The following is a 25,839-nucleotide window of genomic DNA, read 5'->3' as shown; positions in this document are numbered from 1 at the left end:
AGGATTCAGCCGACGGGCCATGCATTCAATCAAGCGACGGGCGCGGGTGGCGGTTTGTCCGGCAATGTCGGTTCGCCGGGCTCGGTCGGTTCTTCGTTGGGGGTATCGGGATCGGGCTGGTGAGGGATTCCGCCGGCCGTGGTGATGGGTGGGTGTGCCAACAACGACCAGGCCATTACGCCAACCTGATTGGGCTCGAGCCTTGCCAGTTCGGCAGTGATTTGCGGATCGATCTTCATGGAGCACTCCTCGGCGAAGGCCCGTCCCGCTGTTCGCGAAACGGGCAGTACACCTCATAGAGTGTCTACCCGCCGAAGAATTCCCGGTAACTGCCGGATGGACGGATCAGGTACGCGGCAGGGTCACGCCACGCTGGCCCTGGTATTTGCCGGCACGGTCCTTGTAGGACACTTCGCATTCCTCGTCGGATTCGAGGAACAGCATCTGTGCGACGCCTTCGTTGGCGTAGATCTTCGCCGGCAGGTTGGTGGTGTTGGAGAACTCCAGGGTCACCTGACCTTCCCACTCGGGCTCGAGCGGGGTGACGTTGACGATGATGCCGCAACGGGCGTAAGTGCTCTTGCCCAGGCAGATGGTCAGGACGTTGCGTGGAATACGGAAGTATTCAACGGTCGTGGCCAGGGCGAAGGAGTTCGGCGGAATGATGCAGACGTCGCTGTGGACGTCGACAAAACTGCCGGCGTCGAAGTTTTTCGGATCGACGATGGCCGAATTGATGTTGGTGAACACCTTGAAATGATTGGTGCAACGCACATCGTAGCCGTAGCTCGACACACCGTAGGAGATCACACGGCTGTCGTCGCTGCCGCGAACCTGGCGCTCGACGAACGGCTCGATCATGCCGTGTTCCTGCGCCATGCGGCGAATCCACTTGTCCGATTTGATGCTCATGGCGGGTGTCCTGAATAGCGAGGTGGAAAAAATCTGTCCGGCATCTTACCGGGCGCGCCGTCGGGTTCAAAGTCCGCGCTGCAAATCTCGGCGAACGTGCAGGAATTACGCGGCGTGACGACGAACCGTTACACCGTCGATCCCTAAAACAGAGAAACCTTCGCAAGAAGCATTGGCACGTTCCGGAAAAAGGGTTAAGGTGGCGCCACTGTGCTGCTTGTGTCACTGAGAATCTCTACACGATATGTTGAATTTCGATCCAACCATCTACAAGAATTTTTCCTGCTCTTTGCACTCAGTCTCGGCCAGGGTTCTTCCTGAGTCGCAGTTATCTTTGTTCAAGGAGTTACACCATGTCTAATCGCCAAACCGGTACCGTTAAGTGGTTCAACGATGAAAAAGGCTTCGGCTTCATCACCCCACAATCCGGTGACGACCTGTTCGTTCACTTCAAAGCTATCCAATCCGACGGCTTCAAAAGCCTGAAAGAAGGCCAACAGGTTTCTTTCATCGCTACCCGCGGTCAGAAAGGCATGCAAGCTGAAGAAGTACAAGTTATCTAACTTGTAGCTTCTTTAGAAAAAGGCCCCGCCCTCAAAAGCGGGGCTTTTTTGTGGGCGTCGGTTTTTCCGGGCGCAAAAAAAGATCGCAGCCTGCGAGGGCTGCGATCTTTTGCGTTGCTTACCAGGCGACGCCGAAGCCGGCGGTGTAGCGGGTTTTGCTCAGATCCGCGTCCTCGGTGCCGCTGATGATGTCGCGTTCGGCCTTGAGGTTGAGCGAAGCCCAGTCGGTGACCTTGTAGCGCAGGCCCATTTCCGCATCCAGCGCGTAGTCAGCCACGCCGGACAAAGGCTTGCCGACTTCGCCATTGGTGAAGAACTCGACCTTCTTGCCGATCAGGTAGCGGTTGTAGTCCCACTTCATGGCGACCGAATAGAAGTTGTCCTTGCTGCCATCGCGGTACTCGTAATCGGTTCGGTTGAGCAGCGAGCCCAGGGAGAACGCTCCCAGTTCATCGTCCCAGAACTGGTAACCCGGACCGGTACCGACCACGCGCTGACGCGCCAGCTCTTCGATGTGGTCACGCTTGTAGTTCAGGCGGCCCTGCCAGAACCACTTGTCCGTCAGGAAGCGGTCGAGTGCGTACTCGGCGCGCCAGTTGTCGGTGGTGGTCACATCGTCCTGCACTTCGCGGTTGTATTCGCCTTCGGCGGTATGGCGCCAGCGGCCGTGACGAGCAGTGGTCTTGAAGCCGACATCGTAATCATCGGTATCTTTCTCGGCACGCTGGTAGTCGAGCGCCAGATCGACGTTGCCCTTCCACACCAGATCCTCGACCACCGGTTTGGGCTTGAGAATCTGCTGAATGCTCGCCAGTTCCACGGTTTTCGGCGCTTCGCCGTTGGCCAGGGTGACCTTGCCGTCTTCGGCGGCGCTCAGCGACTTGGCCTTCTCGCCGTTGTAGGCGTCCTGTTTGACCAGCAACTCCTGATCACTTTCCAGGGTCTTGACCTGCTTCCAGTCGATGGTGACGGCACCGGCGTACTGGGTCTGGACCAGCAACTTGCCGCCATCGAACAGCGTGATTTTGCCGCTCAGCTTGTCACCGTTCTTCAACCAGACGGTGTCGGCAAGCAAGGGTGTGGACGCACTGAAAACAGCAAGGCACAGCAGGGTTCTGGACAACATAAGCGAATCGAAGACTCAAGTTTGCGAAAAAAGGGTCGGCATTATCCGTAGGAATAATTCCCTGACAAGGAGTGACCCAGCTAATTCTGTTGAGTTCATTTCTCAATTGCCCCTCCACCGATTACGCTTAAGCACATAACGCGATCAAGTTCAGGAACCGCGCACGTGACAGACCCGATGCATGCCTGCGAAAACGATCCGCAAATCCGACGCACGGCACTCTATTCCACCCTCGCCCAAGTGCCTGAAGGCAAAGTCGTCAGCTATGGGCAGTTGGCCGAACTGGCGGGGTTGGGGCGCGCCGCCCGCTGGGTCGGCCGGACCCTGAGCCAATTGCCCGGCGATACCAAACTGCCCTGGCACCGCGTACTCGGCGCCGGCGGTCGGATCAGCCTGCCGGCGGGCAGTCCGTCCGGGGACGAACAGCGGGCGCGATTGCGCATGGAGGGCATCACCATCCTGAACAATCGTGTGGATATTCGGCGCCATGGCTGGCGTCCGGTAGAGCACAGCGGTTAGAGTGCGCGCTTTGTTTTCGCAATCTTGAGGCAGACTTCAGCCCATGCCCCGTAAAACCTGGCGCGCCGCGCTCGCCGCCTATGCCAGTCCTTCGACGCTCGTGCTGTTGTTGCTGGGTTTCGCCGCCGGCCTGCCGTACATGCTGGTGTTCTCGACACTTTCGGTCTGGCTGCGTGAAGCCGGTGTGGCCCGCGAGACGATCGGCTACGCCAGCCTGATCGGTCTGGCCTACGCCTTCAAATGGGTCTGGTCGCCCCTGCTCGACCAATGGCGCCTGCCGTTGCTGGGCAAGCTGGGACGTCGCCGTTCGTGGCTGGTGCTCTCACAGACGCTGGTGATCCTCGGTCTGATCGGCATGGGCTTTTGCGACCCGCAGAAACACCTGTCCTGGCTGATCGCCATCGCGGTGGTCGTTGCATTCGCCTCCGCAACCCAGGATATCGCGGTCGACGCCTATCGCCTGGAAATCGCCGAGGACAACCGCCAGGCCGCGCTCGCCGCCAGTTATATGTCCGGTTATCGGGTTGCAGCGCTGCTGGCGACTGCCGGTGCACTGTTCTTCGCCGAGGGCTTCGGCTCCACCGGTTTCAACTACCAGCACTCTGCCTGGACCGGCACTTACGTGCTGTTCGGCGTCCTGATGGTCCCGGCCCTGCTCACCACCCTGCTGATGCGCGAGCCACCGGTGCCGTTGCGCACCCAGTTGCAGGCCGGGCGCTACACCTTCATGCATCAGTTGATGTCAGTGTTCGTGCTGATCATTTTGCTGGTGTCTGTGCCGGCGATGTTCACCCAGCTCTACAACACCGATTTCGCCAGCGTGCTGTTTGGCAGCATGAGTCCGCTGGACCTGCTGCTGGAAGACCGGGCGTTCCTGCGTGCCATTCTCTATACCACGCTGACCTGCCTGTGCCTTTCGGCCATGGGTCGTCGCGGGCTGGCGCCGGTACTGACACCGGTCAACGACTTCATCCTGCGCTACCGCTGGCAGGCGCTGCTGTTGCTCGGTCTGATCGCCACCTATCGGATGTCCGACACGGTGATGGGCGTGATGGCCAACGTGTTCTACATCGACCAGGGCTTCACCAAGGACCAGATCGCCAGCGTCAGCAAGATCTTCGGTCTGATCATGACCCTCGTTGGCGCCGGCATGGGCGGTCTGCTGATCGTGCGCTTCGGCATCCTGCCGATCCTGTTCATCGGCGGCGCCGCGTCGGCAGCCACCAACCTGCTGTTCCTGATGCTGGCCGACATGGGCCCGAACCTGCAGATGCTGGTGGTGACGATCTCCCTCGACAACTTCAGCTCCGGCCTGGCCACCTCGGCGTTCGTCGCCTACCTGTCGAGCCTGACCAACCTGAAATTCTCCGCCACCCAGTACGCCCTGCTGAGCTCGATCATGCTCCTGCTGCCACGCCTGATCGGCGGCTACTCCGGGGTGATGGTGGAAAAATTCGGATATCACAACTTCTTCCTGATCACCGCGCTGCTCGGCGTTCCGACCCTGGTGCTGATCGCCCTGCACTGGTTCCAGGAAAGCCGCCGAGAAGGCCCGACGCCGACGCCGGAACCTGCACCGACCTCCGTCGTGGAAGAATCGTAAGACATCTCGCACCCGGCGAGAGGGTTTGCGCCGGGGCTGCACTTCTGTACGTCGGCGGATCTCGCCGTTACACTGCTCCGTCATTTCCAGTCATAGCAACCGACAACGGCCAACCATGCGCACCAGTCAATTTTTGCTCGCCACACAGAAAGAAACGCCTTCCGACGCGGTCGTGATCAGCCACCAGCTGATGCTGCGCGCCGGCATGATCCGCAAACTCGCCTCGGGCCTGTACACCTGGCTCCCGATGGGCTTGCGGGTGATGCGCAAGGTGGAAGCCATCGTTCGCGAAGAAATGGACGCCGCCGGCTCTCTGGAAGTGTTGATGCCGAGCACCCAACCGGCCGAGCTGTGGCAGGAATCGGGGCGCTGGGAAGAATACGGCCCAGAACTGCTGCGCATCAAAGACCGCCACGGTCGTGATTTCTGCGCGGGCCCGACCCACGAAGAAGTGATCACCGATCTGATGCGCAACGAGTTGAGCAGCTATAAACAGCTGCCGATCAACCTGTACCAGATCCAGACCAAATTCCGTGACGAAATCCGTCCACGCTTCGGCCTGATGCGCGGTCGCGAATTCATCATGAAGGACGCTTACTCCTTCCATGCGGATCAGGCGTCGCTGCAGATCACCTATGACCGCATGCACGAAGCGTACTGCAACATCTTCACCCGCCTGGGCCTGAAGTTCCGTCCGGTGGAAGCCGACAACGGTTCGATCGGTGGCGCCGGTTCCCACGAGTTCCACGTGCTGGCCGAGTCCGGCGAAGACGATATCGTCTTCAGCAACGGTTCCGACTACGCCGCGAACATCGAGAAGGCCGAAGCCGTGCCGCGTGAAACCTCGCGCGCCGAGCCAAGCGAAGAGCTGCGTCTGGTCGACACACCAGACACCAAGACCATCGCGGCCCTGGTGGAGAAATTCAATCTGCCGATTGAAAAGACCATCAAGACCCTGATCGTGCATGCCGAAGAAGAAGGCAAGCTGATCGCTCTGATCATCCGTGGCGACCACGAACTGAACGAAATCAAGGCTGCCAATCAGCCAGGCGTTGCCAGCCCGCTGGTCATGGCTTCCGATGCCGAACTGCGTGACGCCATTGGCGCCGGCGCCGGTTCCCTCGGCCCGCTGAACCTGCCGCTGCCGATCATCATCGACCGTTCGGTGGAGCTGATGAGCGACTTCGCCATCGGTGCCAACATCGACGACAAGCACTACTTCGGCGTGAACTGGGAGCGTGATCTGCCGGTTCCGACCGTGGCCGACCTGCGCAACGTGGTGGCCGGCGACCCGAGCCCGGACGGCAAGGGCACCCTGGAAATCAAGCGCGGCATCGAAGTCGGACACATCTTCCAGCTGGGCAACAAGTACAGCAAGGCGATGAAGTGTGAAGTGCTGGGCGAGAACGGCAAGCCGGTGACCCTGGAAATGGGTTGCTACGGCATTGGCGTTTCCCGCGTGGTGGCTGCCGCCATCGAGCAGAACAACGACGAGAACGGCATCATCTGGAGCGACGCCCTGGCACCGTTCCAGATCGCCCTGGTGCCGCTGCGCTATGAAACCGAGCAGGTGCGCGAAGCCACCGACAAGCTGTACGCGGAACTGACTGCGGCCGGCTTCGAAGTGCTGCTGGACGATCGCGACAAGAAAACCAGCCCGGGCATCAAGTTCGCGGACATGGAGCTGATCGGCATTCCACACCGGATCGTGGTCAGCGACCGCGGCCTCGCCGAAGGCAACCTGGAATACAAGAGCCGTACCGAAGGCCAGGCGCAAGCGCTGCCGGTTGCCGAGGTGCTGTCCTTCCTTCAGGCCCGTATCCGCCGCTGAAACCAGATAGAGACGTCATGTTCAAGCGAAACACCTTAGGCCTCGGTGGTGCCGCCCTGTGCGGCGCCCTGCTGGTCAGCGGCTGTGCCAATCACATGTCACAACGCAGCGAGCACGAGGAACGTGTCGAGCGCAAACTGCTCGATCACAGCCTGCAGATCGATGTCGGCGAGCCCAAGGTGCTTGAGCTGCCGCAACGGCGCGTGAAGATCAACGAGCAGAAGACTTTCGAAGTCACCGAGTTCGAAGTCACGCGCCATTACGACCGTTACACGCCTTACCAGCCGTGGCGGGAGATCTACGAGATCCCGCTGGGCGCGGTGGCGGTGGTCGGCGGCATCGGCGCGAACGTGGCCAACGTATTTGCCCTCGGCAATCTGCCGGACAGCGTGACACGGGACTGGCTCAGCTACGGTTTCGCCGGGCTCAACCCGTTCATGAACGTGCAATCCAACGGTCGCGCGCAGCAGAACCTGGCTGGCATCGATGAAGTCCAGCGCGACAAGCGCACGGAGTATTCGAGCCTGCCCTGGAGCGAGCGTCCGGTTCAGGTCAAGGCTGGTAAACAGACCTTCGACATGACCACCGATCGCAACGGCGTGCTGCGTCTGAACCTGCTGGACAGCCCGTTCGCCGAAAACGACCTCAATCATGTGGGCAAACTGCAGATCAGCGTCGAAGACGGCAAGGATGACGTGCATTCCGATTCGTCCCTGGCGATAAGCAGTCACCTGCGCGGCAAGCTGCTGGAGGCTCACGGGCTGATCTACGACGATCTGGAAGACGACGAAGTGAGCCAGTGGGTGCACCGGGTCAAGCGCCTGTCGGAACTGGGTCTGGAAGAAGAAGCCAGTGAGCTGGAACAAAGCCTGATCGAACTGACCCGCAACGATCCCGAGTTGCAGGCCGAATTCCTCAAGTCCCTGACCCGGGATGCGGGGCGTCTGGTGGCGGATCCGGGGCCGAACTGAATCCCCTGAAAAATTGCCCGAACCTGCTTCGGGCATTTTTTTATCCGTCTATCGCTCGAACAACTCCATTTGTTCGAACCCGCCGCGCAAATCCTCCAGCCGCACGCCCACTCCTAATAGCCGCACCGGTTTGCCTCCGCGGTTGAACGCCTGGGTCAGCATCAACTGATAACTGCCCAGATCCCGCCCTGCCCCGGCCTGCTCCAGTGTGGTCTGGGTGAAATCGTGAAACTTCACTTTGACGAACGGCTTGCCCGGCCGGTAGCTGCTGTCGATCCGCGCCATGCGGGTTTTCAGGGTTTCCAGCAGTTCCGGAAGCTTGTCGAGGCAGCTGCGCAGATCCGGCAGATCGACGTCGTAGGTGTTTTCGACGCTGATCGACTGACGACGACTGTCGTTGTGCACCAACCGCTCATCAATCCCACGGGCCAGACTCCACAAACGCTCGCCGAAACTGCCGAATTCCCGGACCAGCGCCAGCTTGTCCCACTCGCGCAGTTGCAGACAGTCATTTATGCCGAGCTTGCCCAGCTTGTCGGCCGTGACCTTGCCCACCCCGTGCAACTTGCTCACCGGCAGGCCACTGACGAAGTCTTCGACTTGATCGGGGGTAATCACGAACAAGCCGTTCGGCTTTTTCCAGTCGCTGGCGATTTTGGCCAGAAACTTGTTCGGTGCCACGCCGGCGGAGACAGTGATGTGCAACTGATTGGAAACCCGGCGGCGAATGTCCTGGGCGATCCGCGTGGCGCTGCCGGCAAAATGCGCGCTGTCCGAGACGTCGAGGTAGGCCTCGTCCAAGGAAAGAGGCTCGATCAGGTCGGTGTAATCGCGAAAGATCGTGTGAATTTCCTTCGACGCCTCGCGATAGGCGTCCATTCGCGGCTTGACGATGGTCAGGTCCGGGCACAGCTTCAAGGCATGTCCGGAGGACATCGCCGAGCGAACCCCATAAGCGCGCGCCTCATAGTTGCAGGTGGCGATCACTCCGCGCCGATCCGCCGAGCCACCCACCGCCAACGGCTTGCCGGCGAGGCTCGGGTCATCCCGCATCTCGATGGCGGCGTAGAAACAGTCACAGTCGACGTGGATGATTTTTCGCTGAGTCATGACAGAAAAGGAAACATGGCGAGCCGGACCGGCAGTATCTCACTGACACCTGTATATAGCACCAGTGGTACGAATGTTCTTTTCAGTTTGTAGGAAACGGTGTTTGAATTTATTTCCTCAATCGAAAACCAACCTCCAATAGAGCTGAAACCCTTGCCCTGCCTGACCTGCAGCCTCTGAAAAGACCGTCCGTCAGCGCTAACCGATTGAAGCTGAACAGGTTTTATCCAAATTGAAGGTTGACACCCCCGCGTTCCTCTGTAGAATGCCGCCACACAGACGCGGGATGGAGCAGTCTGGTAGCTCGTCGGGCTCATAACCCGAAGGTCGTCGGTTCAAATCCGGCTCCCGCAACCAAACATCAGAAAAGGCCAATCGAAAGATTGGCCTTTTTTGTGCGCGTCTGTTTTTCGGATCCAGTCGCGCCAAGCGGAAATCGTTCCGATTCCGAAACTTAGCGCTTGCCCTGCGACCGTTTGCCGCGATTGCACACTTATTTGACCCTTCACGGGATTATCGGTTGACACCCCGCCGTTCGCCTGTAGAATGCCGCCACACAGACGCGGGATGGAGCAGTCTGGTAGCTCGTCGGGCTCATAACCCGAAGGTCGTCGGTTCAAATCCGGCTCCCGCAACCAAACATCAAAAAAGGCTACTCGAAAGAGTGGCCTTTTTTGTATCTGTGGAAAAAGTCCTTTCGCAACAATGATCTGTCACTGTGCAGTGAACCGTTCAGGATCGGAAGACCCGCCAAGTTGCGACTATGCTTGAAGTCGCGGGCAAGGCGTCTGCAATCCAGGAGCTGCCCTCGCCGATACCAGGTGAGAGGCGTAGTATTTTGTGATTATTTTTTTCTACAGGGATTGGTAACTTGGCTGGATACCTCCATCCTGTCGCGCACAATCCAAGAGGTGATTGATGCGCGCCAACTCGTCTGATTCACAAGACACCGTCACAGCAAACCCACCGATCAAGCCTGAGCGTTTGCGCCTGCTGGATCGGATCAGCAAATACCGGCAACCGATCGGTCTGGCGGTCACTTTGCTGCTGTTCGCTATTGCGCTGATTGCCTGTCGCCATCTGCTCAGCGAACTCGATCTTGACGCCTTGCACGACTCGATTCTCGACGTGCCGAAACCGGCCCTGCTCGGCGCCCTCGGCGCGACGGTCGTCGGCTTCATCATCCTGCTCGGCTATGAATGGTCGGCCAGTCGTTATGCCCGCGTGACGCTGGCGCCGAAAGTGCTGGCACTGGGCGGTTTCACCGCGTTTGCCATCGGCAACGCCATCGGCCTGTCGATGCTGTCCGGTGGCTCGGTGCGTTACCGTTTATATGCACGACATGGACTGGGCGCTTCCGAAGTCGCGCACATGACCCTGTTCGCCAGCCTGTCGCTGGGCTGCGCCCTGCCGCCGCTGGCCGCGCTTGCGACCCTGAGCAACCTGCCGGCGGCTTCCCAGGCCCTGGGGCTGTCCGAGACCTTGTTGGGCACGATTGCCGGCGTGGTGCTGCTGCTCGGCGCGATCCTGGCCATCGGCATCTATCGCCGTCGCCTGCCGGAACAGCCTTATCCGGACAACCTGCTGGTCCGGGCCGGTCGTCGCACCCTGCGTCTGCCGGGTCGTCGCCTGACGTTCCTGCAATTGGTCATCACTGCCCTCGACGTGGCTGCCGCTGCGACCGTCCTTTATCTGCTGCTACCGGAAGCGCCGCCCTTCGGTGCGTTCCTGCTGGTTTACCTACTGGCCCTGGCCGCCGGCGTACTCAGTCACGTTCCGGGCGGCGTAGGGGTCTTCGAAGCGATTCTGCTGGCCGCGTTCGCCGACAAGCTCGGCGCCGCGCCACTGGCCGCCGCCCTGCTCCTGTATCGCCTGATCTATGTGGTGCTGCCGTTGCTGGTGGCCTGCGTGCTGTTGCTGCTCAATGAAGGCCAGCGCCTGTTTCAGTCGCAGACCATGCGTGCAGCCTCCGGTCTGGCGGCACCGATTCTGGCGGTGCTGGTGTTCCTGTCCGGCGTGGTACTGCTGTTTTCCGGGGCGACGCCGGAGATCGACACCCGTCTGGAACATATCGGCTTTCTGATTCCTCACCGCCTGGTCGACGCCTCACACTTTGGCGCCAGTCTGATCGGCGTGCTGTGTTTGATGCTCGCTCAGGGCCTGCGTCGCCGGTTATCGGCGGCATGGATGCTGACCACCATTCTGTTGCTGGTGGGCGCCCTGCTCTCGCTGCTCAAGGGTTTCGACTGGGAAGAAGCGACCCTGATGACCCTCACCGCCGCGCTGCTGGGGGTTTTCCGTCGTTCGTTCTATCGCCCGAGCCGTCTGACCGAACTGCCGTTCTCGCCGCTGTATCTGGTGGCCAGCCTGTGCGTACTCGGTGCTTCGACCTGGCTTTTGCTGTTTGCTTATCAGGACGTCCCTTACAGCCATCAACTGTGGTGGCAGTTCACCCTCGACGCCGACGCCCCGCGCGGCCTGCGCTCGCTGCTCGGCGCCGCCGTGTTGCTGCTGGTGATTGCCCTGACCTGGCTGCTGCGCACTGCTCGCCCGGTGATTCACCTGCCGACGCCGGATGAGCTGGAACGCGCCTCGAAAATCCTGATGGCCTCCTCGCAACCGGACGGTGGCCTGGCCCTGACCGGTGACAAGGCGTTGCTGTTTCATCCCAACGACGAAGCCTTCCTGATGTACGCCCGTCGCGGCCGCAGCCTCGTGGCCCTGTACGACCCGATCGGCCCCGGCCAGCAACGGGCCGAGATGATCTGGCAGTTCCGCGACCTGTGCGACATCCATCACGCCCGCCCGGTGTTTTATCAGGTGCGCGCCGAGAACCTGCCGTACTACATGGACATCGGCCTGACCGCGATCAAGCTCGGCGAAGAAGCCCGGGTCGATCTGCATCGCTTTGACCTGGAAGCCAAGGGCAAGGAGATGAAGGACCTGCGCTACACCTGGAATCGCGGCACCCGCGATGGTCTGTCGCTGGAAATCCATGAGCCGGGCCAGGCGCCGATGGATGAGCTCAAGGTGATTTCCGATGCCTGGCTGACCGGCAAAAACGTGCGCGAGAAAGGCTTCTCCCTCGGCCGTTTCAGCGACGATTACCTGAAGCATTTCCGCATCGCGGTGATTCGCTTCGAAGGCCGCCCGGTGGCGTTCGCCAACCTGCTCGAGACCTATAGCCATGACCTGGCCAGTCTCGACCTGATGCGCGCGCACCCGGACGCCCCCAAGCTGACCATGGAATTCATGATGGTCGGTCTGATTCAACACTATAAGAGTCACGGATACGCGCGCTTCAGCCTGGGCATGGTGCCGCTGTCGGGGTTGCAACCCCGGCGCGGGGCACCGCTGACCCAGCGACTGGGCTCGATGGTTTTCCGCCGTGGTGAGCAGCTGTACAACTTCCAAGGCTTGCGCCGCTTCAAAGACAAGTTCCAGCCTGACTGGGAACCCCGTTATATGGCCGTGCCCGCCGGACTCGATCCGCTGGTGGCGCTGGCCGACACTGCTGCCCTGATCGCGGGCGGCTTGACTGGATTGGTGAAACGCTGATGATTCAACGCTCCCTGAAGTACATCCTGGTGGCACTGCTGGTGCTGGCCGCGATTGCCGGTGGCGGTTTCTGGTACCTCAAACGCCCGGCACCGGAACCGACCCTCGAACAGCTCAACCCGGCCGACGGTGCTGCCATGACCCGGGTCATCCCCGGCACCAAGCCCAAGGCGCAGGTGCTGGTGGCGGTCAACGACGACCAGAAGCTCAGTGACAAGCAACTGACTACCCTGAGCCGCAGCGCCTCGGCGCAAATTGTACAGGTGATCCTGCCCAAGGACTGCCTGCTGCAAAGCCGCGCCCTGCAGGCCGGCCTGCGCGAACTGAACGGCCCGGCGACGCTGGTCAGCGGCATCGGTCCCGGCGCCGTCCTGGCGTGGCGCTGGCTGTCCGAGCAGAAAGACGACAAGGCTCAGGCCGTCTCCGTCGACCTGGCCCTGGAAAAACCCGGCTGCACTCACCTGCTGCCAAAAGCCGCTGCCCACGGCCACTGGCTGGTGGCGTGGAACGACAACCCGGACGACACCAGCGCCGGTTTCGTGCGCGATCAACCGAACGCCGAAACCAGCATCAGCGACTACGACATCAACCTGCCGCAAGTGCTGAACAACGAACTGCGCAAGATCCTCGTCGGCGGCGACAAGGCCAACGGTGGCCTGCAGATCCCGGTGGTGGAAGTCCCGGCCGGCCAGGCCAAGGACACCGTGACCCTGTTCCTGTCCGGTGACGGCGGCTGGCGCGATCTGGACCGCGACGTGGCCGGCGAAATGGCCAAGATCGGCTACCCGGTGGTCGGCATCGACACCCTGCGCTACTACTGGCAGCACAAAAGCCCGGAACAGAGCGCCCTGGACCTGACCGAACTGATGCAGCACTACCGCCAGAAATGGGGCACCAAGCGCTTCATCCTGACCGGTTACTCGTTCGGCGCCGACGTCCTGCCGGCCATCTACAACCGCCTGCCAGAAACTGAGCAGCAACGCGTTGACGCAATCATCCTGCTGGCCTTCGCCCGCACCGGCAGCTTCGAAATCGAAGTCGAAGGCTGGCTCGGCAACGCCGGCAAAGAAGCCGCCACCGGCCCGGAAATGGCCAAGCTGCCACCGGCCAAGGTCGTGTGCATCTACGGTGAAGAAGAAACCGACGAAAGCGGTTGCACCGACAAAACGGCGGTGGGCGAAGCAGTGAAACTGCCCGGCGGCCACCACTTCGACGAGAACTACCCGGCGCTGGCCAAGCGTCTTGTGGACTTGATCGAGAAGCGCCAGAACACGGCGCAGGTGGCGGAAGAGTGATCTGAAGCGCACCAACGAAAAGCCCCCGCAACTTCGCAGTTACAGGGGCTTTTTCATTTAATGCTTGACTCTTCATGAAACTGAAATCGCCAGGTGTCCACATTCCATAAAACGTGGACACCTGCTTCATTGGCCTTTTCGAGTCGTCAACTCCACATTCATCTGCCGCACCAAAGCCGCGCAAAACCGCCATCAACGTTTAGTTTCGTTTACGTCTGGTGTCGCAATATCAGATGACGTCCGCATACCTTGTAGGCAAACTCCTAATCTCGTGTTTGGGCACTTTGCCGCCCTATTGCGCTGTTTTTCGAAGGGATACTCTCTGGACGCCGCTGACCCTTTCAGCGATCGGGTGTGGTAACCCGGACAAACCAGCGCAACAGCGCCCTCATCTCAATCACAGGCACTTTCATGTCTGTGATTTCGAGTTATGGCAGCTGTGCGTGGGACGCCTTCGGGCGTGCCGGTTTCCTTGGTTCCCGGTTTACCACCCTGCGTACAGCTGCCTCCCTTTCGTGTGGTAACGGAAGTTGCAGCTCCTCGAACCAAGGAGTAACACCATGACCGAAACGAAATCGCCGTCCCCCGCAGAACTGACGACCATCGGTTTCACCTCTTTCCTCTACAGCTCGGATCAGGCGTTACTCAACGTTCGCTCCGGCGTCCCCATCGTCGAAGCACTGTCCCAGGCATCAGACCTGTTGTTCCTCGCCAAATCCTTCGCCGAGGACGCCGCCTACGACAAGGAAAGCGACCGCCACGCCTGGGCCGCGCATTACCTGACGATAATCGGCAAGGCCTTGGTCGACGACGTGATGAAGGCCCTGATGCCGCGACCTGCGCGAACGAAGACCGAATCTGAGGCAGAGCTGCCAGAAAGCATGTAACGGCGCAAAAACGAAAAAGCCCCCGCCAGCCGCAAAGCTGACGGGGGCTTTTCAGTTGCGACGAGGCCTACATCTCCACCTGCGTCCCCAACTCAATCACCCGGTTCAGCGGCAGATTGAAGAAGCGCAGGTTGCCGTTGGCATTCTTCAACATGAACGCAAACAGCGCTTCACGCCAACGGGCCATGCCTTCGAGTTTCGAGGCGATGACCGTTTCGCGGCTGAGGAAGTAGGTGGTGCGCATCGGGCTGAAGTCCAGATCATCCAGATGGCACAGCTTCAGTGCCTGCGGCACGTCCGGTTCGTCGGTGAAGCCGAAGTGCAGGATCACCCGGAAGAAGCCTTCGCCGTGGGCTTCGACTTCGAAGCGCCGGGATGGCGGGACGCGCGGGATGTCTTCGTAGACCACGGTCAGCAGCACCACTTGTTCGTGCAGCACCTGGTTGTGCAGCAGGTTGTGCAACAGCGCGTGCGGCACCGCGTCGGAACGGGCGGTGAGGAACACGGCGGTGCCCTGCACGCGGTGTGGTGGCTGGACGCGGATGCTGCTGATAAAGATCGGCAGCGGCAGCGCGCCTTCGTCGAGGCGCTCGACCAGCAGTTGCTTGCCGCGCTTCCAGGTGGTCATCAGCACGAACAGCGCGATACCGGCGATCACCGGGAAGGCGCCACCCTGGACGATCTTCGGCACGTTGGCGGCAAAGTACAGGCCGTCCACCAGCAGGAAGCCGATCAGCACCGGCACCGCCAGAATCGGTGGCCATTTCCACAGCAGCAGCATGACCGCCGACACCAGGATTGTGGTCATCAGCATAGTGCCGGTTACCGCCACACCATAGGCCGAGGCCAGTGCGCCGGAGGATTCGAAGCCCAGCACCAACAAGACAACGCCGACCATCAGCGCCCAGTTCACCGCGCCAATATAAATCTGGCCCTGCTCGTCGCTGGACGTGTGCTGGATGTACATACGCGGAATGTAACCAAGCTGAATCGCCTGACGAGTCAGGGAGAACGCGCCGGAAATCACCGCTTGGGACGCAATCACCGTGGCCAGGGTCGACAGACCGACCAGCGGAATCAGTGCCCAGCTCGGCGCCAGCAGGTAGAACGGGTTGCGCGCCGCTTCCGGGTTGTCCAGCAACAAGGCGCCCTGACCGAAGTAGTTGAGCACCAGCGCCGGCAGCACCAGCAGGAACCATGCGCGGGCAATCGGCTTGCGACCGAAGTGGCCCATGTCGGCGTACAGCGCTTCGGCACCGGTCAGCGCCAGCACCACGGCGCCGAGGATCGCCACGCCCATGCCGGTATGCACCATGAAAAAGCGCACGGCCCAGATCGGGTTCAGCGCCTTCAGCACTTCCGGGGAATGGCTGATGCCGTACACGCCGAGAGCGCCGAGAACGAGGAACCAGGTGACCATGATCGGCCCGAAGAGAATGCCGATCCGTGCTGTGCCATGGCTCTGGATCAGAAACAACCCGATCAGCACCACCAACGACAACGGCACGACCCAATGGTCGATCCCGTCAAATGCCAGGCCCAGACCTTCGATGGCCGACAGCACAGAGATCGCCGGGGTGATCATGCTGTCGCCATAGAACAGCGCTGCGCCGATCAAGCCGCAGACCACCAGCAGCGAACGCAGTTTCCTGCGTTCCCCCGCTGCCCGCCGTGCCAGCGCGGTGAGCGCCATGATGCCGCCCTCGCCCTGGTTGTCGGCACGCAGCACGAACATCATGTATTTGATCGACACGACCCAGATCAGCGACCAGAAGATCAACGACAGAATGCCCAGCACCCCGTCGTGGTTCACCGGAACGCCGTAACCGCCGGAAAACACTTCTTTGAGGGTGTACAACGGGCTCGTGCCGATGTCGCCGTAAACTACCCCGACCGCCGCGACCAGCATGCTCAGCGGCTTGGTGGCCGAACCTTCGGCGCCTGCCGCGTGACTACTTGCCTGACCCATCCAACACTCCTGATTCCCAGATCGGCTTCTTAGATGAAGCACTATGCTTTGTGTGCAGCATGCGCGTTTTCACGCCCTGTAACAGACGTTTTGTTGACTGTAAAAATTCAGTAAAGCGCAACGGCGCGAAGCATAGCGCAGCACTCGTCGTATTTCCCTGCATAAAGCTGGTCAAGTGCGTTACTCACCGCTAGAATTGCGCACTTTTTGATCAGAGGCGCGCCTTAAGCGCCCATCCGTCGGCTCCTGAATCAGGCAAGCGACGTCACAAAACACCGAGGTTAGACATGTCCACCACTCCTGCGCCGGCCAATCCAAAGGTTGGCTTCGTTTCTCTGGGTTGCCCGAAAGCACTGGTCGACTCCGAGCGCATCCTGACCCAGCTGCGCATGGAAGGCTATGACGTGGTGTCCACCTATCAGGACGCCGACGTGGTCGTGGTCAACACCTGCGGCTTCATCGACTCGGCCAAGGCCGAATCGCTGGAAGTCATCGGCGAAGCGATCAAGGAAAACGGCAAGGTCATCGTGACCGGCTGCATGGGCGTGGAAGAAGGCAATATCCGTGACGTGCACCCGAGCGTGCTGGCCGTCACCGGTCCGCAGCAGTACGAGCAAGTGGTCAACGCCGTGCACGAAGTCGTGCCGCCGAAGCAGGATCACAACCCGCTGATCGACCTGGTGCCACCGCAAGGCATCAAGCTGACCCCGCGCCACTACGCGTACCTGAAGATTTCCGAAGGCTGCAACCACAGTTGCAGCTTCTGCATCATCCCGTCGATGCGCGGCAAACTGGTCAGCCGTCCGGTCGGCGATGTGCTCGACGAAGCCCAGCGTCTGGTCAAATCCGGCGTGAAGGAACTGCTGGTGATTTCCCAGGACACCAGCGCCTACGGCGTTGACGTCAAATACCGCACCGGTTTCTGGAACGGCGCGCCGGTGAAAACCCGCATGACCGAACTGTGCGAAGCGCTGAGCACCCTCGGCGTCTGGGTCCGTCTGCACTACGTTTACCCGTACCCGCACGTCGACGAACTGATCCCGCTGATGGCCGCCGGCAAGATCCTGCCGTACCTGGACATCCCGTTCCAGCACGCCAGCCCGAAAGTCCTCAAATCGATGAAACGCCCGGCGTTCGAAGACAAGACCCTGGCGCGGATCAAGAACTGGCGCGAGATCTGCCCGGACCTGATCATCCGTTCGACCTTCATCGTCGGCTTCCCCGGCGAAACCGAAGAAGACTTCCAGTACCTGCTGGACTGGCTGACCGAAGCCCAGCTCGACCGCGTCGGCTGCTTCCAGTATTCGCCGGTCGAAGGCGCTCCAGCCAACGATCTGGATCTGGAAGTGGTTCCGGACGACGTCAAGCAAGACCGCTGGGAGCGCTTCATGGCGCACCAGCAAGCCATCAGTTCGGCGCGCCTGCAACTGCGCATCGGCCGTGAAATCGAAGTGCTGGTGGACGAAGTCGACGAGCAAGGCGCGGTCGGGCGCTGCTTCTTCGATGCCCCGGAAATCGACGGTAACGTGTTCATCGACAACGGCAGCAACCTGAAGCCGGGCGACAAGGTCTGGTGCAAGGTGACCGACGCCGACGAGTACGACCTCTGGGCCGAACAGATCTAAGCGCGAAAAATACAGAAAGCCCCGCTCTCTTTTACGAGATGCGGGGCTTTTTTACGGCTAGAGTTTGTGAGGGGAAGGACTCCCTCATCCATGACAAAGAGGCTATCGGGCATGCGTCAGCATTCGGTCATCCACACGCCGAAACTCAGCGATTATCAGGAACTGACCCGGGTCTGGGAGGCCTCGGTCCGCGCGACCCACGATTTCCTGCCGGAATCCTACATCGAGCTGCTGAAGAATCTGGTGCTGACCCGCTACCTCGATGCGGTGATGCTGATCTGCACCCGCGACAGCCACCAGCGCATCACCGGGTTTGCCGGGGTCGCGGCGGGCAAGATCGAAATGCTGTTCATCGACCCGGCCCATCGCGGCCAGGGCCTTGGCAAGAAACTGTTGAAGTACGCGATGGAACACCTGAACGCCGACGAACTGGACGTCAACGAACAGAACCCGCAGGCGCTGGGGTTTTACTTCAAGCAAGGGTTCGAGGTGATCGGCCGCTCGGAGGTCGATGGCATGGGCCAGCCGTATCCGTTGTTGCATATGCGTCTGAAACAACCGGAGCAGCGCGCGGTACGCGGCTAAAAGCCACACGGCGCAAATGCAATCGGGCTTAACCGGCCCCAGGCAGGTACAATGCCCACCCCTTTTTTGTTACGGCCCCTGTCATGACTGACCCGATTCGCCTCTCCAAACGCCTCATCGAGCTGGTCGGTTGCTCCCGCCGGGAGGCCGAGCTGTTCATCGAGGGCGGCTGGGTCACCGTGGACGGCGAGGTCATCGACGAGCCGCAGTTCAAGGTCGGCGACCAGAAAGTCGAACTCGACAAGGACGCCAAGGCCACCGCGCCGGAGCCGGTGACTATCCTGCTCAACGTGCCGGCGGGCATGGATGTCGACAGCGCCATGCAGTCGCTGAACGCCGAAACCCTCAGCGAAGAACACCGCTACGGCAAACGTCCGCTGCGCGGACACTTCCTGCGTCTGACCGCCAGCGCCGACCTGCAACCCAAGGCCAGCGGCCTGCTGGTGTTCACCCAGGACTGGAAGGTGTTGCGCAAGCTCACCGCCGACGCGGCCAAGATCGAGCAGGAATACGTGGTCGAAGTCGAAGGCGACATGGTTGCCCACGGCCTCAATCGCCTGCAGCACGGCCTCACCCACAAGGGCAAGGAGCTGCCGCCGGTCAAGGCCAGCTGGCAGAACGAAAACCGCCTGCGCTTCGCCATGAAGAACCCGCAGCCGGGGATCATCGCCCAGTTCTGCGAAGCGGTCGGCCTGAAGGTCATCGGCATCCGCCGGATCCGTATCGGCGGTGTCTCGATCGGCAAGGTGCCGGTCGGCCAATGGCGCTATCTGTCCGGCAAAGAGAAATTCTAAGGCTCGCAAGCCACTCAATATTTCCGGCATCGCGCCCCGCTCGGTGCCCACAGCGAACAATCAGGATTGCACACATGGTTCACAACGACGTTCTGCGCAGCGTGCGCTACATGCTCGACATCAGCGACAAGAAAGTGGTCGAGATCATCAAACTCGGCGGCATGGACGTCACGCTTGCCGATGTCGTGACGTACCTCGACAAGAAAGAAGAAGACGAAGAAGGCTTCGTGCGCTGCCCGGACGAAGTCATCGCGCACTTCCTCGACGGTCTGGTGATCCTCAAGCGCGGCAAGGACGAAAGTCGTCCGCCGCTGCCGATCGAAGTGCCGGTGACCAACAACATCATCCTGAAAAAGCTGCGGGTGGCCTTCGAACTGAAGGAAGACGACATGCACGCGATCCTCAAGGCTGCCGACTTCCCGGTGTCCAAGCCTGAGCTGAGTGCGCTGTTCCGCAAGGTCGGCCACACCAACTTCCGCCCGTGTGGCGATCAGTTGCTGCGCAATTTCCTCAAGGGGCTCACGCTCCGCGTGAGAGCGTAGAAAGCAGCTACAAGTTTCGAGCTGCAAGCTGCAAGCATTTGACTTTGCTTGCAGCTTGAAACTTGTAGCTCGAAGCTGGCCGCATGGCCTAGGGTGTACTGAACCCTAGCCCTCAGGATTCGCCATGCACCCGTATTTCTCCCTGCAAGGCCGCACCGCCCTGGTGACCGGCGGCACCCGTGGTATCGGCAAAATGATCGCCAAGGCCTTTGTCGAAGCCGGCGCCCGCGTATACGTCTGCTCCCGTGACGCGGAAGCCTGTCATCAAACCGCTGAAGAACTCAGTGCTCTGGGCACTTGTCTGGGCATGGCGGCGAACCTGGCGACGGAAGAAGGCGTGAAAGAGCTGGCCGCGCGACTGGGCGAGCAGATCACTCACCTGGACATTCTGGTGAACAACGCCGGCACGACGTGGGGCGCGCCGCTGGAGAGCTACCCGGTCAAGGGCTGGGAAAAGGTCATGCAACTCAACGTGACGTCGGTGTTCAGCTGCATCCAGCAGTTTCTGCCGTTGCTGCGCAAATCCGGGTCGGCGGCCAATCCGGCGCGGATCATCAACATCGGTTCGGTGGCGGGGATTTCTTCCTTTGGTGAACAGGCCTACGCCTACGGGCCGAGCAAGGCCGCCCTTCATCAGCTGTCGCGAATCCTCGCCCGGGAACTGGTGAGCCAGCACATCAACGTCAACGTCATCGCACCGGGGCGCTTTCCGAGCAAGATGACCCAGCACATCGGCAGTGATCAACAGGCGCTGGCCGAAGACACTGCGCTGATCCCGATGAAACGCTGGGGCCGCGAGGAAGAGATGGCGGCGCTGGCGATCAGCCTGGCGAGTACAGCCGGGGCCTACATGACCGGGAATATCATTCCGCTGGATGGTGGGTTCAGCCTCTGATATCGGCGGTGCGGCTATCGCTGGCAAGCCAGCTCCCACAGATTTCGCGGTGTACACATGATGTGAACACTCGAGAATCCTGTGGGAGCTGGCTTGTCGGCCCGCCGTATCGCAGCGATAGCGCCAGATCTGTCAGCACCAGACTTGAAGCCTGCCGGGTTATCATGCCCGCCCTGCTCCGCTTCGAATGCAAACCATGACTTACAGCGTCTCCCCCATCGGCTTCGTCCGCTCCTGCTTCAAGGAGAAGTTCGCCATCCCGCGCCAGCCGCAACTGGCCCCCGCCGCCCGTGGCGTGCTGGAGCTGGTGGCGCCGTTCGATCAGGGCGATGCGGTGCAGGGGCTGGAGCAGGTCAGTCATGTCTGGCTGCTGTTCCTGTTCCATCAGGCGCTGGAAGACAAGCCGCGCCTCAAAGTCCGCCCTCCGCGCCTTGGCGGCAACAAGTCCATGGGTGTGTTCGCCACCCGCGCCACGCACCGGCCGAACGGCATCGGCCAGTCGGTGGTGAAGCTGGACAAGGTCGAGGCCAATCGCCTGTTCATCTCCGGCATCGACCTGCTGGACGGCACGCCGATTCTCGACATCAAACCCTACGTGCCCTACGCCGACATCATCACTGACGCCTCCAACAGCATCGCCAGTGCCGCGCCGCACCTGATCGACGTGCAGTGGACGGAAGCAGCGCTGCAACAGGCGCACACCCACGCTCAGCGCCTTGCCGAGCCGCTGGTCGAGTTGATCGAGCAGTGCCTGGCCCAGGATCCGCGCCCGGCGTACCAGATGCCCGCGCCCGAACGCGAATACGGCGCGCAGTTCTGGGATCTGGATGTGCGCTGGCATTACCCTGTGCCTGAGCAGATCCGCGTCCTGGAAGTGATTCCCGCCGCTGACTGAACCCCGAAAACGAAAAAGCCCGCGCTGCCTTCTCAGGCAACGCGGGCTTTTCTATCGGCATCGTCGGGATTATTTCTCGACGAATGCGCGCTCGATCAGGTAGTCACCCGGCTCGCGCATCCGCGCCGAGATCTTCAGGCCGAAGCTGTCGAGCACTTCGCTGGTCTCGTCGAGCATGCTCGGGCTGCCGCAGATCATCGCGCGGTCGTCCTGCGGGTTGATCGGTGGCAGGCCGATGTCGCTGAACAGCTTGCCGCTGCGCATCAGGTCGGTCAGGCGGCCCTGATTCTCGAACGGTTCGCGAGTCACGGTCGGGTAGTAGATCAGCTTGTCACGCAGCGCTTCGCCGAAGAACTCGTTTTGCGGCAGGTGCTCGGTGATGAATTCGCGGTAGGCGACTTCGTTGACGTAACGAACACCGTGAACCAGGATCACTTTCTCGAAGCGCTCGTAGGTTTCCGGGTCCTGGATCACGCTCATGAACGGCGCCAGACCGGTGCCGGTGCTCAGCAGGTACAGGTGCTTGCCCGGGTTCAGGTCGTCCAGCACCAGGGTGCCGGTCGGTTTTTTCGAGATGATGATCTCGTCGCCTTCCTTCAGGTGCTGCAACTGGGAGGTCAGCGGACCGTCCGGCACCTTGATGCTGAAGAACTCGAGATGCTCTTCCCAGTTCGGGCTGGCGATCGAGTAAGCGCGCATAAGCGGGCGGCCATTGGGCTGTTGCAGGCCGATCATCACGAACTGACCGTTCTCGAAGCGCAGGCCCGGATCGCGGGTGCACTTGAAGCTGAACAGAGTGTCGTTCCAGTGATGAACACTGAGGACACGCTCGTGGTTCATGTTGCTCATGTACGTGGGACTCCTGGAGATTGATCTGCGCCTGCCCGGCTCGTGTTGAAGAATGCCGACGGTGCGCAATTGCATCGCATTCTAATAGCGCCGACAATATCTGTTAACTGGATTATTAAGATAAGGGTTATCGGTTATATCGATATGCGATTTACTCTTCGTCAACTGCAAGTCTTCGTCGCCGTCGCCCAGCAGGAAAGCGTGTCCCGTGCTGCGGGTCTGCTCAACCTGTCGCAATCGGCCGCCAGCACTTCCATCACTGAACTGGAGCGCCAGTCCAGCTGCCAGCTGTTCGATCGCGCCGGCAAACGCCTGAGCCTCAACGCCCTCGGCAAACAGTTGTTGCCGCAAGCGGTGGCCCTGCTCGATCAGGCCAAGGAAATCGAAGACCTGCTCAACGGCAAATCCGGTTTCGGCTCGCTGTCGGTGGGCGCGACCCTGACCATCGGCAATTACCTGGCGACGCTGCTGATCGGCGGTTTCATGCAGCGCCACCCGGAAAGTCAGGTGAAACTGCATGTGCAGAACACTGCCAATATCGTGCAACAGGTCGCTCATTACGAAATTGATCTGGGTCTAATCGAAGGCGATTGCAGCCACCCGGACATCGAAGTGCAGAGCTGGGTCGAGGATGAACTGGTGGTGTTCTGCGCCCCGCAGCATCCGTTGGCCAAACGCGGCAGCGCGACCATGGAGGAACTGACCCATGAAGCGTGGATTCTGCGGGAACAGGGTTCGGGCACGCGGCTGACCTTCGATCAAGCGATGCGGCATCACCGCAGTGCGCTGAACATCCGGCTCGAGCTGGAACACACCGAAGCGATCAAGCGCGCCGTGGAATCAGGTCTGGGTATTGGCTGCATTTCACGGCTAGCGCTGCGGGACGCCTTCCGGCGCGGCAGCCTGGTGCCGGTGGAGACGCCGGATCTGGATCTGGCGCGGCAGTTCTACTTCATCTGGCACAAACAGAAGTACCAGACTTCCGCCATGCGCGAATTCCTCGATCTGTGCCGCGCCTTCACCGCCGGGGTGCAGCGCAGCGACGAGATCGTTCTGCCGAGCATCGCTTAAAGCAGAATCACCGCCCACACCAGGGCGATCATGCTCAGTGCCACGAATTGCGCGGCACTGCCCATGTCCTTGGCATTCTTGGACAGCGGGTGCAATTCCAGCGAGATGCGGTCGATGGCCGCCTCCACCGCCGAATTCAACAACTCGACGATCAGCGCCAGCAGGCACACGGCAATCAGCAACGCCTGCTCGACCCGGCTGACATTGAGGAAAAACGTCAGTGGAATCAGCACCACGTTGAGCAACACCAGTTGGCGGAAAGCCGCTTCGCCGGTGAAGGCGGCGCGCAAGCCGTCCAGCGAGTATCCGGAAGCGTTGAGGATGCGTTTCAGGCCCGTCTGGCCCTTGAAAGGTGACATAAAGTAGATAACCGACCGAAAGGAAGTGGGGAAGCTAGATCAACGAAAGTCAAAAAAGCGTGAAGACGCCAGCACTTACTGGCTCGGAATTGACTCAAGTTGTTGCAGCAGTAAAGCGGCCTGGGTCCGGGTCCGCACGTTCAACTTGCGAAAAATCGCCGTGACGTGGGCCTTGATGGTCGCTTCGGACACATTCAGCTCGTAGGCGATCTGCTTGTTCAGCAAACCCTCGCAGACCATGGTCAACACCCGGAACTGCTGTGGCGTCAGGCTGGCGAGGCCATCGCTGGCAGCCTTGGCTTCATCCGAAACGCTGACCGCTTCGAACGCCTGGGGCGGCCAGAACACGTCGCCGTCCAGCACTTTGCGCACCGCTTCCTGAATCACGCTCAGGTCGCTGGACTTGGGAATGAAACCACTGGCACCGAATTCCCGGGACTTGACCATCACCGAGGCTTCTTCCTGGGCCGAAACCATCACCACCGGAATCTGCGGGTACTGACCGCGCAGCATCACCAGCCCGGAAAACCCGAAAGCGCCCGGCATGTTCAGGTCCAGCAGCACCAGATCCCAGTCAGCCTTCTCGGTCAGGCGGGCTTCCAGTTCGGCGATGCTCGCCACCTCCACCATGCGTACATCCGGGCCAAGGCCCATCGTCACTGCTTGATGCAGCGCGCTACGAAAGAGAGGGTGATCATCGGCAATCAGGATGTCGTATGTGGCCATTTTTCAAATGATCCTGTTTTTGATGGCGGGCCCGGGCATTCGGGCCTTGCCAAAGCAACTCGAGACACCGCCCGGCGGCGGTATCCACAGGGGCACGTTCAACGCCAATCACGAACAAAAAACGGCGTTTCAAACCTTGGCCGCACCCCAATCGGCGCCAAGCATGACCAGCCAGGCCGGGGTGGTCAAGCCACGCGGCCACTGCTTTAGCAGTATGGGCCAGGATCAGGCCGGTAATGGCGCCGCGTTTCGGATATAGGGCAGCAATTCAGCGTGGGCCGGCGTCGACACATTGACGTCCAGTTGCTGCTTGGCCCCCAGGTAATGCTGGCTGAACACATCGAAATAGGCATCCAGCGCCGACGCGGCGTCCGAATCGCCGGCCAGTTCCAGGCACAGCGCCGCCACTTCGGCGGTGCACAGGTGCTCGCTGCGGGTTGATCGGCGCAGGCGATAGCGCGACAGCTTGTCGGGCAACAGGCTGAGGATCGGCAAACGGTCGAAATACGGGCTCTTGCGGAAAATCTTCCGGGCTTCGGTCCAGGTCGCGTCCAGCAGGATGAACAACGGACGCTTGCTGCTATCGAGATCCACGGTATTGGTCACCCGCGAAGGTTCGACGTACTCGCCGGGGAACACCAGATACGGCTGCCATTGCGGGTCGTTCAGCAGCGCCAGCAGTTGTTCGTCGGGTTCAGTTCGCGACCAGATGAAGGCATGGTTGTCGCGCACGATGTCGGCGATCAACCAGCCGGTATTGCTGGGCTTGAACACTTCCTTGCCGGTCATGATCAGGCAAACACCCGAACGCGTATCGACGGTCGGCCGCCAGGCGCACAGGCAATGGCTGATGATCACCCGGCAATCGCGGCAGCGCGGGGAGCGAAAACCACGGGCCTGGATCGGCTTGATGCCCTCGTCCTCGCGCTGATCGCGCAGGCGGGCCACGGCGTTGGGGGCATGATTCATCGCAGACGGCACCGGCAGGCAGGAAAACTCGACACGAACGACACTCGGCAGGGCAATAAAGGCCGGCAGTTTACCAGAGCGACGGGCACAAGCCTGTACCCTCCCGACCGGCTCCCCTATAATTCGCCGCCACTGAACGCACAGTCTCGTGGCTGGTCGAACCACCAGTCACTGAACCAGGAGAG

At 60.7% G+C, this 25,839-nt stretch carries 25 protein-coding genes and 2 tRNA genes; 18 read left to right on the top strand and 9 right to left on the bottom strand.

The annotated features are described in order from the left end of the window. Nucleotides 1-29: 29 nt before the first annotated feature. Nucleotides 30-239 (bottom strand): hypothetical protein, encoded by a 210-nt coding sequence (locus QLG12_RS16205; protein ID WP_011332763.1) that lies wholly within the window; start codon nt 237-239, stop codon nt 30-32. A 106-nt stretch (nt 240-345) separates the two neighbouring features. Beyond that, nucleotides 346-912, bottom strand: a complete 567-nt coding sequence (gene dcd, locus QLG12_RS16200) for a dCTP deaminase (protein ID WP_007954988.1) — start codon at nt 910-912, stop codon at nt 346-348. Between the two features lie 353 nt (nt 913-1,265). Between dcd and QLG12_RS16195 the strand changes: the two genes are divergently transcribed. Then, on the top strand, nt 1,266-1,475 hold the full coding sequence (locus tag QLG12_RS16195) for a cold-shock protein (RefSeq protein WP_002554837.1): 210 nt from the start codon (nt 1,266-1,268) through the stop codon (nt 1,473-1,475). A gap of 118 nt (nt 1,476-1,593) precedes the next feature. On the opposite strand, the gene QLG12_RS16190 is transcribed toward QLG12_RS16195, so the two are convergent. Next, nucleotides 1,594-2,601, bottom strand: a complete 1,008-nt coding sequence (locus QLG12_RS16190; protein ID WP_197868689.1) for a DUF481 domain-containing protein — start codon at nt 2,599-2,601, stop codon at nt 1,594-1,596. Nucleotides 2,602-2,778: 177 nt separating this feature from the next. Here QLG12_RS16190 and QLG12_RS16185 point away from each other — a divergent pair, with 177 nt between their 5' ends. The 4 genes from QLG12_RS16185 to QLG12_RS16170 all read left to right on the top strand — a co-directional run bounded on the left by QLG12_RS16185 (nt 2,779) and on the right by QLG12_RS16170 (nt 7,525). Then, complete coding sequence (locus QLG12_RS16185; RefSeq protein WP_170929714.1) at nt 2,779-3,120, top strand: MGMT family protein; 342 nt, start codon at nt 2,779-2,781, stop codon at nt 3,118-3,120. A 43-nt stretch (nt 3,121-3,163) separates the two neighbouring features. Further along, the gene (locus QLG12_RS16180; RefSeq protein ID WP_197868690.1) at nt 3,164-4,723 is read left to right on the top strand and encodes an AmpG family muropeptide MFS transporter; all 1,560 of its coding nucleotides are present in this window, start codon (nt 3,164-3,166) and stop codon (nt 4,721-4,723) included. Between the two features lie 115 nt (nt 4,724-4,838). Further along, the gene (locus QLG12_RS16175) at nt 4,839-6,554 is read left to right on the top strand and encodes a proline--tRNA ligase (RefSeq protein ID WP_197868691.1); all 1,716 of its coding nucleotides are present in this window, start codon (nt 4,839-4,841) and stop codon (nt 6,552-6,554) included. A gap of 17 nt (nt 6,555-6,571) precedes the next feature. Continuing rightward, a complete protein-coding gene (locus QLG12_RS16170; RefSeq protein ID WP_197868692.1) occupies nt 6,572-7,525 on the top strand; it encodes a hypothetical protein in 954 nt (317 codons plus the stop codon). A 48-nt stretch (nt 7,526-7,573) separates the two neighbouring features. Here the strand turns inward: QLG12_RS16170 and dinB are convergent, their stop codons facing one another. Beyond that, nucleotides 7,574-8,635, bottom strand: a complete 1,062-nt coding sequence (dinB, locus tag QLG12_RS16165; protein ID WP_064379074.1) for a DNA polymerase IV — start codon at nt 8,633-8,635, stop codon at nt 7,574-7,576. A gap of 280 nt (nt 8,636-8,915) precedes the next feature. On the opposite strand from dinB, the gene QLG12_RS16160 reads away from it, so the two are divergent. The 5 genes from QLG12_RS16160 (at nt 8,916) to QLG12_RS16140 (ending at nt 14,375) form a co-directional block, all read left to right on the top strand. Continuing rightward, nucleotides 8,916-8,992 (top strand) — tRNA-Met (locus QLG12_RS16160). A 204-nt stretch (nt 8,993-9,196) separates the two neighbouring features. After that, a tRNA-Met gene (locus tag QLG12_RS16155) sits at nt 9,197-9,273 on the top strand. A 280-nt stretch (nt 9,274-9,553) separates the two neighbouring features. Then, on the top strand, nt 9,554-12,193 hold the full coding sequence (mprF, locus tag QLG12_RS16150; protein ID WP_085655596.1) for a bifunctional lysylphosphatidylglycerol flippase/synthetase MprF: 2,640 nt from the start codon (nt 9,554-9,556) through the stop codon (nt 12,191-12,193). Beyond that, nucleotides 12,193-13,488 (top strand): virulence factor family protein, encoded by a 1,296-nt coding sequence (locus QLG12_RS16145; RefSeq protein WP_197868694.1) that lies wholly within the window; start codon nt 12,193-12,195, stop codon nt 13,486-13,488. The genes mprF and QLG12_RS16145 overlap by 1 nt, the downstream gene beginning before the upstream one ends. A gap of 560 nt (nt 13,489-14,048) precedes the next feature. Beyond that, complete coding sequence (locus tag QLG12_RS16140; RefSeq protein ID WP_197868695.1) at nt 14,049-14,375, top strand: DUF3077 domain-containing protein; 327 nt, start codon at nt 14,049-14,051, stop codon at nt 14,373-14,375. Between the two features lie 67 nt (nt 14,376-14,442). Here QLG12_RS16140 and QLG12_RS16135 read toward each other — a convergent pair whose 3' ends face one another. Further along, the gene (locus QLG12_RS16135; protein WP_197868696.1) at nt 14,443-16,344 is read right to left on the bottom strand and encodes a potassium transporter Kup; all 1,902 of its coding nucleotides are present in this window, start codon (nt 16,342-16,344) and stop codon (nt 14,443-14,445) included. Between the two features lie 287 nt (nt 16,345-16,631). Between QLG12_RS16135 and rimO the strand changes: the two genes are divergently transcribed. The 6 genes from rimO to tsaA all read left to right on the top strand — a co-directional run bounded on the left by rimO (nt 16,632) and on the right by tsaA (nt 21,680). Further along, entirely contained in the window at nt 16,632-17,969 is a 1,338-nt protein-coding gene (rimO, locus tag QLG12_RS16130; protein ID WP_011332753.1) for a 30S ribosomal protein S12 methylthiotransferase RimO, read from the top strand. Nucleotides 17,970-18,080: 111 nt separating this feature from the next. Continuing rightward, complete coding sequence (locus QLG12_RS16125; protein ID WP_064593881.1) at nt 18,081-18,554, top strand: GNAT family N-acetyltransferase; 474 nt, start codon at nt 18,081-18,083, stop codon at nt 18,552-18,554. Nucleotides 18,555-18,637: 83 nt separating this feature from the next. Continuing rightward, nucleotides 18,638-19,348, top strand: coding sequence for an rRNA pseudouridine synthase (locus QLG12_RS16120; protein ID WP_011332751.1), 711 nt, complete (start codon nt 18,638-18,640; stop codon nt 19,346-19,348). A 74-nt stretch (nt 19,349-19,422) separates the two neighbouring features. Then, nucleotides 19,423-19,890 carry a DUF1456 family protein gene (locus QLG12_RS16115; RefSeq protein ID WP_282474903.1) on the top strand — a complete coding sequence of 156 codons (468 nt, stop codon included), beginning with the start codon at nt 19,423-19,425 and terminating at the stop codon, nt 19,888-19,890. A 124-nt stretch (nt 19,891-20,014) separates the two neighbouring features. Next, nucleotides 20,015-20,785: an SDR family oxidoreductase gene (locus QLG12_RS16110; protein ID WP_197868697.1), complete on the top strand. Its 771-nt coding sequence runs from the start codon at nt 20,015-20,017 to the stop codon at nt 20,783-20,785. 196 nt (nt 20,786-20,981) lie between these two features. Further along, nucleotides 20,982-21,680, top strand: coding sequence for a tRNA (N6-threonylcarbamoyladenosine(37)-N6)-methyltransferase TrmO (gene tsaA, locus QLG12_RS16105; protein ID WP_282474902.1), 699 nt, complete (start codon nt 20,982-20,984; stop codon nt 21,678-21,680). 69 nt (nt 21,681-21,749) lie between these two features. On the opposite strand, the gene fpr is transcribed toward tsaA, so the two are convergent. After that, nucleotides 21,750-22,529, bottom strand: a complete 780-nt coding sequence (gene fpr / locus QLG12_RS16100; protein ID WP_003222277.1) for a ferredoxin-NADP reductase — start codon at nt 22,527-22,529, stop codon at nt 21,750-21,752. A gap of 144 nt (nt 22,530-22,673) precedes the next feature. On the opposite strand from fpr, the gene QLG12_RS16095 reads away from it, so the two are divergent. Further along, nucleotides 22,674-23,600, top strand: coding sequence for a LysR family transcriptional regulator (locus QLG12_RS16095; protein ID WP_011332748.1), 927 nt, complete (start codon nt 22,674-22,676; stop codon nt 23,598-23,600). On the opposite strand, the gene QLG12_RS16090 is transcribed toward QLG12_RS16095, so the two are convergent. Together QLG12_RS16090 and erdR are read right to left on the bottom strand one after the other, a co-directional pair. Continuing rightward, the gene (locus QLG12_RS16090; protein ID WP_003222276.1) at nt 23,597-23,959 is read right to left on the bottom strand and encodes a diacylglycerol kinase; all 363 of its coding nucleotides are present in this window, start codon (nt 23,957-23,959) and stop codon (nt 23,597-23,599) included. The genes QLG12_RS16095 and QLG12_RS16090 overlap by 4 nt on opposite strands. 75 nt (nt 23,960-24,034) lie before the next feature. Further along, a complete protein-coding gene (gene erdR, locus QLG12_RS16085; protein WP_085712904.1) occupies nt 24,035-24,685 on the bottom strand; it encodes a response regulator transcription factor ErdR in 651 nt (216 codons plus the stop codon). On the opposite strand from erdR, the gene QLG12_RS16080 reads away from it, so the two are divergent. After that, nucleotides 24,678-24,944, top strand: coding sequence for a hypothetical protein (locus QLG12_RS16080; RefSeq protein WP_139831636.1), 267 nt, complete (start codon nt 24,678-24,680; stop codon nt 24,942-24,944). The genes erdR and QLG12_RS16080 overlap by 8 nt on opposite strands. Here the strand turns inward: QLG12_RS16080 and QLG12_RS16075 are convergent. Continuing rightward, entirely contained in the window at nt 24,911-25,654 is a 744-nt protein-coding gene (locus QLG12_RS16075) for a tRNA-uridine aminocarboxypropyltransferase (RefSeq protein ID WP_085655601.1), read from the bottom strand. The genes QLG12_RS16080 and QLG12_RS16075 overlap by 34 nt on opposite strands. Between the last annotated feature and the right edge of the window lie 185 nt (nt 25,655-25,839).

This window comes from Pseudomonas sp. V88_4 (assembly GCF_029967985.1).
Classification (GTDB): domain Bacteria; phylum Pseudomonadota; class Gammaproteobacteria; order Pseudomonadales; family Pseudomonadaceae; genus Aquipseudomonas; species Aquipseudomonas glycinae.
The sequence above is the reverse complement of the archived record's forward strand: the minus strand, read 5'-3'. Positions and strand labels throughout refer to the sequence as shown.

Coding starts and splice junctions, on each gene's coding strand:
- QLG12_RS16205 (WP_011332763.1), bottom strand. CDS start 239: ATGAAGATCGATCCGCAAATCACTGCCGAACTGGCAAGGCTCGAGCCC.
- dcd (WP_007954988.1), bottom strand. CDS start 912: ATGAGCATCAAATCGGACAAGTGGATTCGCCGCATGGCGCAGGAACAC.
- QLG12_RS16195 (WP_002554837.1), top strand. CDS start 1,266: ATGTCTAATCGCCAAACCGGTACCGTTAAGTGGTTCAACGATGAAAAA.
- QLG12_RS16190 (WP_197868689.1), bottom strand. CDS start 2,601: ATGTTGTCCAGAACCCTGCTGTGCCTTGCTGTTTTCAGTGCGTCCACA.
- QLG12_RS16185 (WP_170929714.1), top strand. CDS start 2,779: ATGCATGCCTGCGAAAACGATCCGCAAATCCGACGCACGGCACTCTAT.
- QLG12_RS16180 (WP_197868690.1), top strand. CDS start 3,164: ATGCCCCGTAAAACCTGGCGCGCCGCGCTCGCCGCCTATGCCAGTCCT.
- QLG12_RS16175 (WP_197868691.1), top strand. CDS start 4,839: ATGCGCACCAGTCAATTTTTGCTCGCCACACAGAAAGAAACGCCTTCC.
- QLG12_RS16170 (WP_197868692.1), top strand. CDS start 6,572: ATGTTCAAGCGAAACACCTTAGGCCTCGGTGGTGCCGCCCTGTGCGGC.
- dinB (WP_064379074.1), bottom strand. CDS start 8,635: ATGACTCAGCGAAAAATCATCCACGTCGACTGTGACTGTTTCTACGCC.
- mprF (WP_085655596.1), top strand. CDS start 9,554: ATGCGCGCCAACTCGTCTGATTCACAAGACACCGTCACAGCAAACCCA.
- QLG12_RS16145 (WP_197868694.1), top strand. CDS start 12,193: ATGATTCAACGCTCCCTGAAGTACATCCTGGTGGCACTGCTGGTGCTG.
- QLG12_RS16140 (WP_197868695.1), top strand. CDS start 14,049: ATGACCGAAACGAAATCGCCGTCCCCCGCAGAACTGACGACCATCGGT.
- QLG12_RS16135 (WP_197868696.1), bottom strand. CDS start 16,344: ATGGGTCAGGCAAGTAGTCACGCGGCAGGCGCCGAAGGTTCGGCCACC.
- rimO (WP_011332753.1), top strand. CDS start 16,632: ATGTCCACCACTCCTGCGCCGGCCAATCCAAAGGTTGGCTTCGTTTCT.
- QLG12_RS16125 (WP_064593881.1), top strand. CDS start 18,081: ATGCGTCAGCATTCGGTCATCCACACGCCGAAACTCAGCGATTATCAG.
- QLG12_RS16120 (WP_011332751.1), top strand. CDS start 18,638: ATGACTGACCCGATTCGCCTCTCCAAACGCCTCATCGAGCTGGTCGGT.
- QLG12_RS16115 (WP_282474903.1), top strand. CDS start 19,423: ATGGTTCACAACGACGTTCTGCGCAGCGTGCGCTACATGCTCGACATC.
- QLG12_RS16110 (WP_197868697.1), top strand. CDS start 20,015: ATGCACCCGTATTTCTCCCTGCAAGGCCGCACCGCCCTGGTGACCGGC.
- tsaA (WP_282474902.1), top strand. CDS start 20,982: ATGACTTACAGCGTCTCCCCCATCGGCTTCGTCCGCTCCTGCTTCAAG.
- fpr (WP_003222277.1), bottom strand. CDS start 22,529: ATGAGCAACATGAACCACGAGCGTGTCCTCAGTGTTCATCACTGGAAC.
- QLG12_RS16095 (WP_011332748.1), top strand. CDS start 22,674: ATGCGATTTACTCTTCGTCAACTGCAAGTCTTCGTCGCCGTCGCCCAG.
- QLG12_RS16090 (WP_003222276.1), bottom strand. CDS start 23,959: ATGTCACCTTTCAAGGGCCAGACGGGCCTGAAACGCATCCTCAACGCT.
- erdR (WP_085712904.1), bottom strand. CDS start 24,685: ATGGCCACATACGACATCCTGATTGCCGATGATCACCCTCTCTTTCGT.
- QLG12_RS16075 (WP_085655601.1), bottom strand. CDS start 25,654: ATGAATCATGCCCCCAACGCCGTGGCCCGCCTGCGCGATCAGCGCGAG.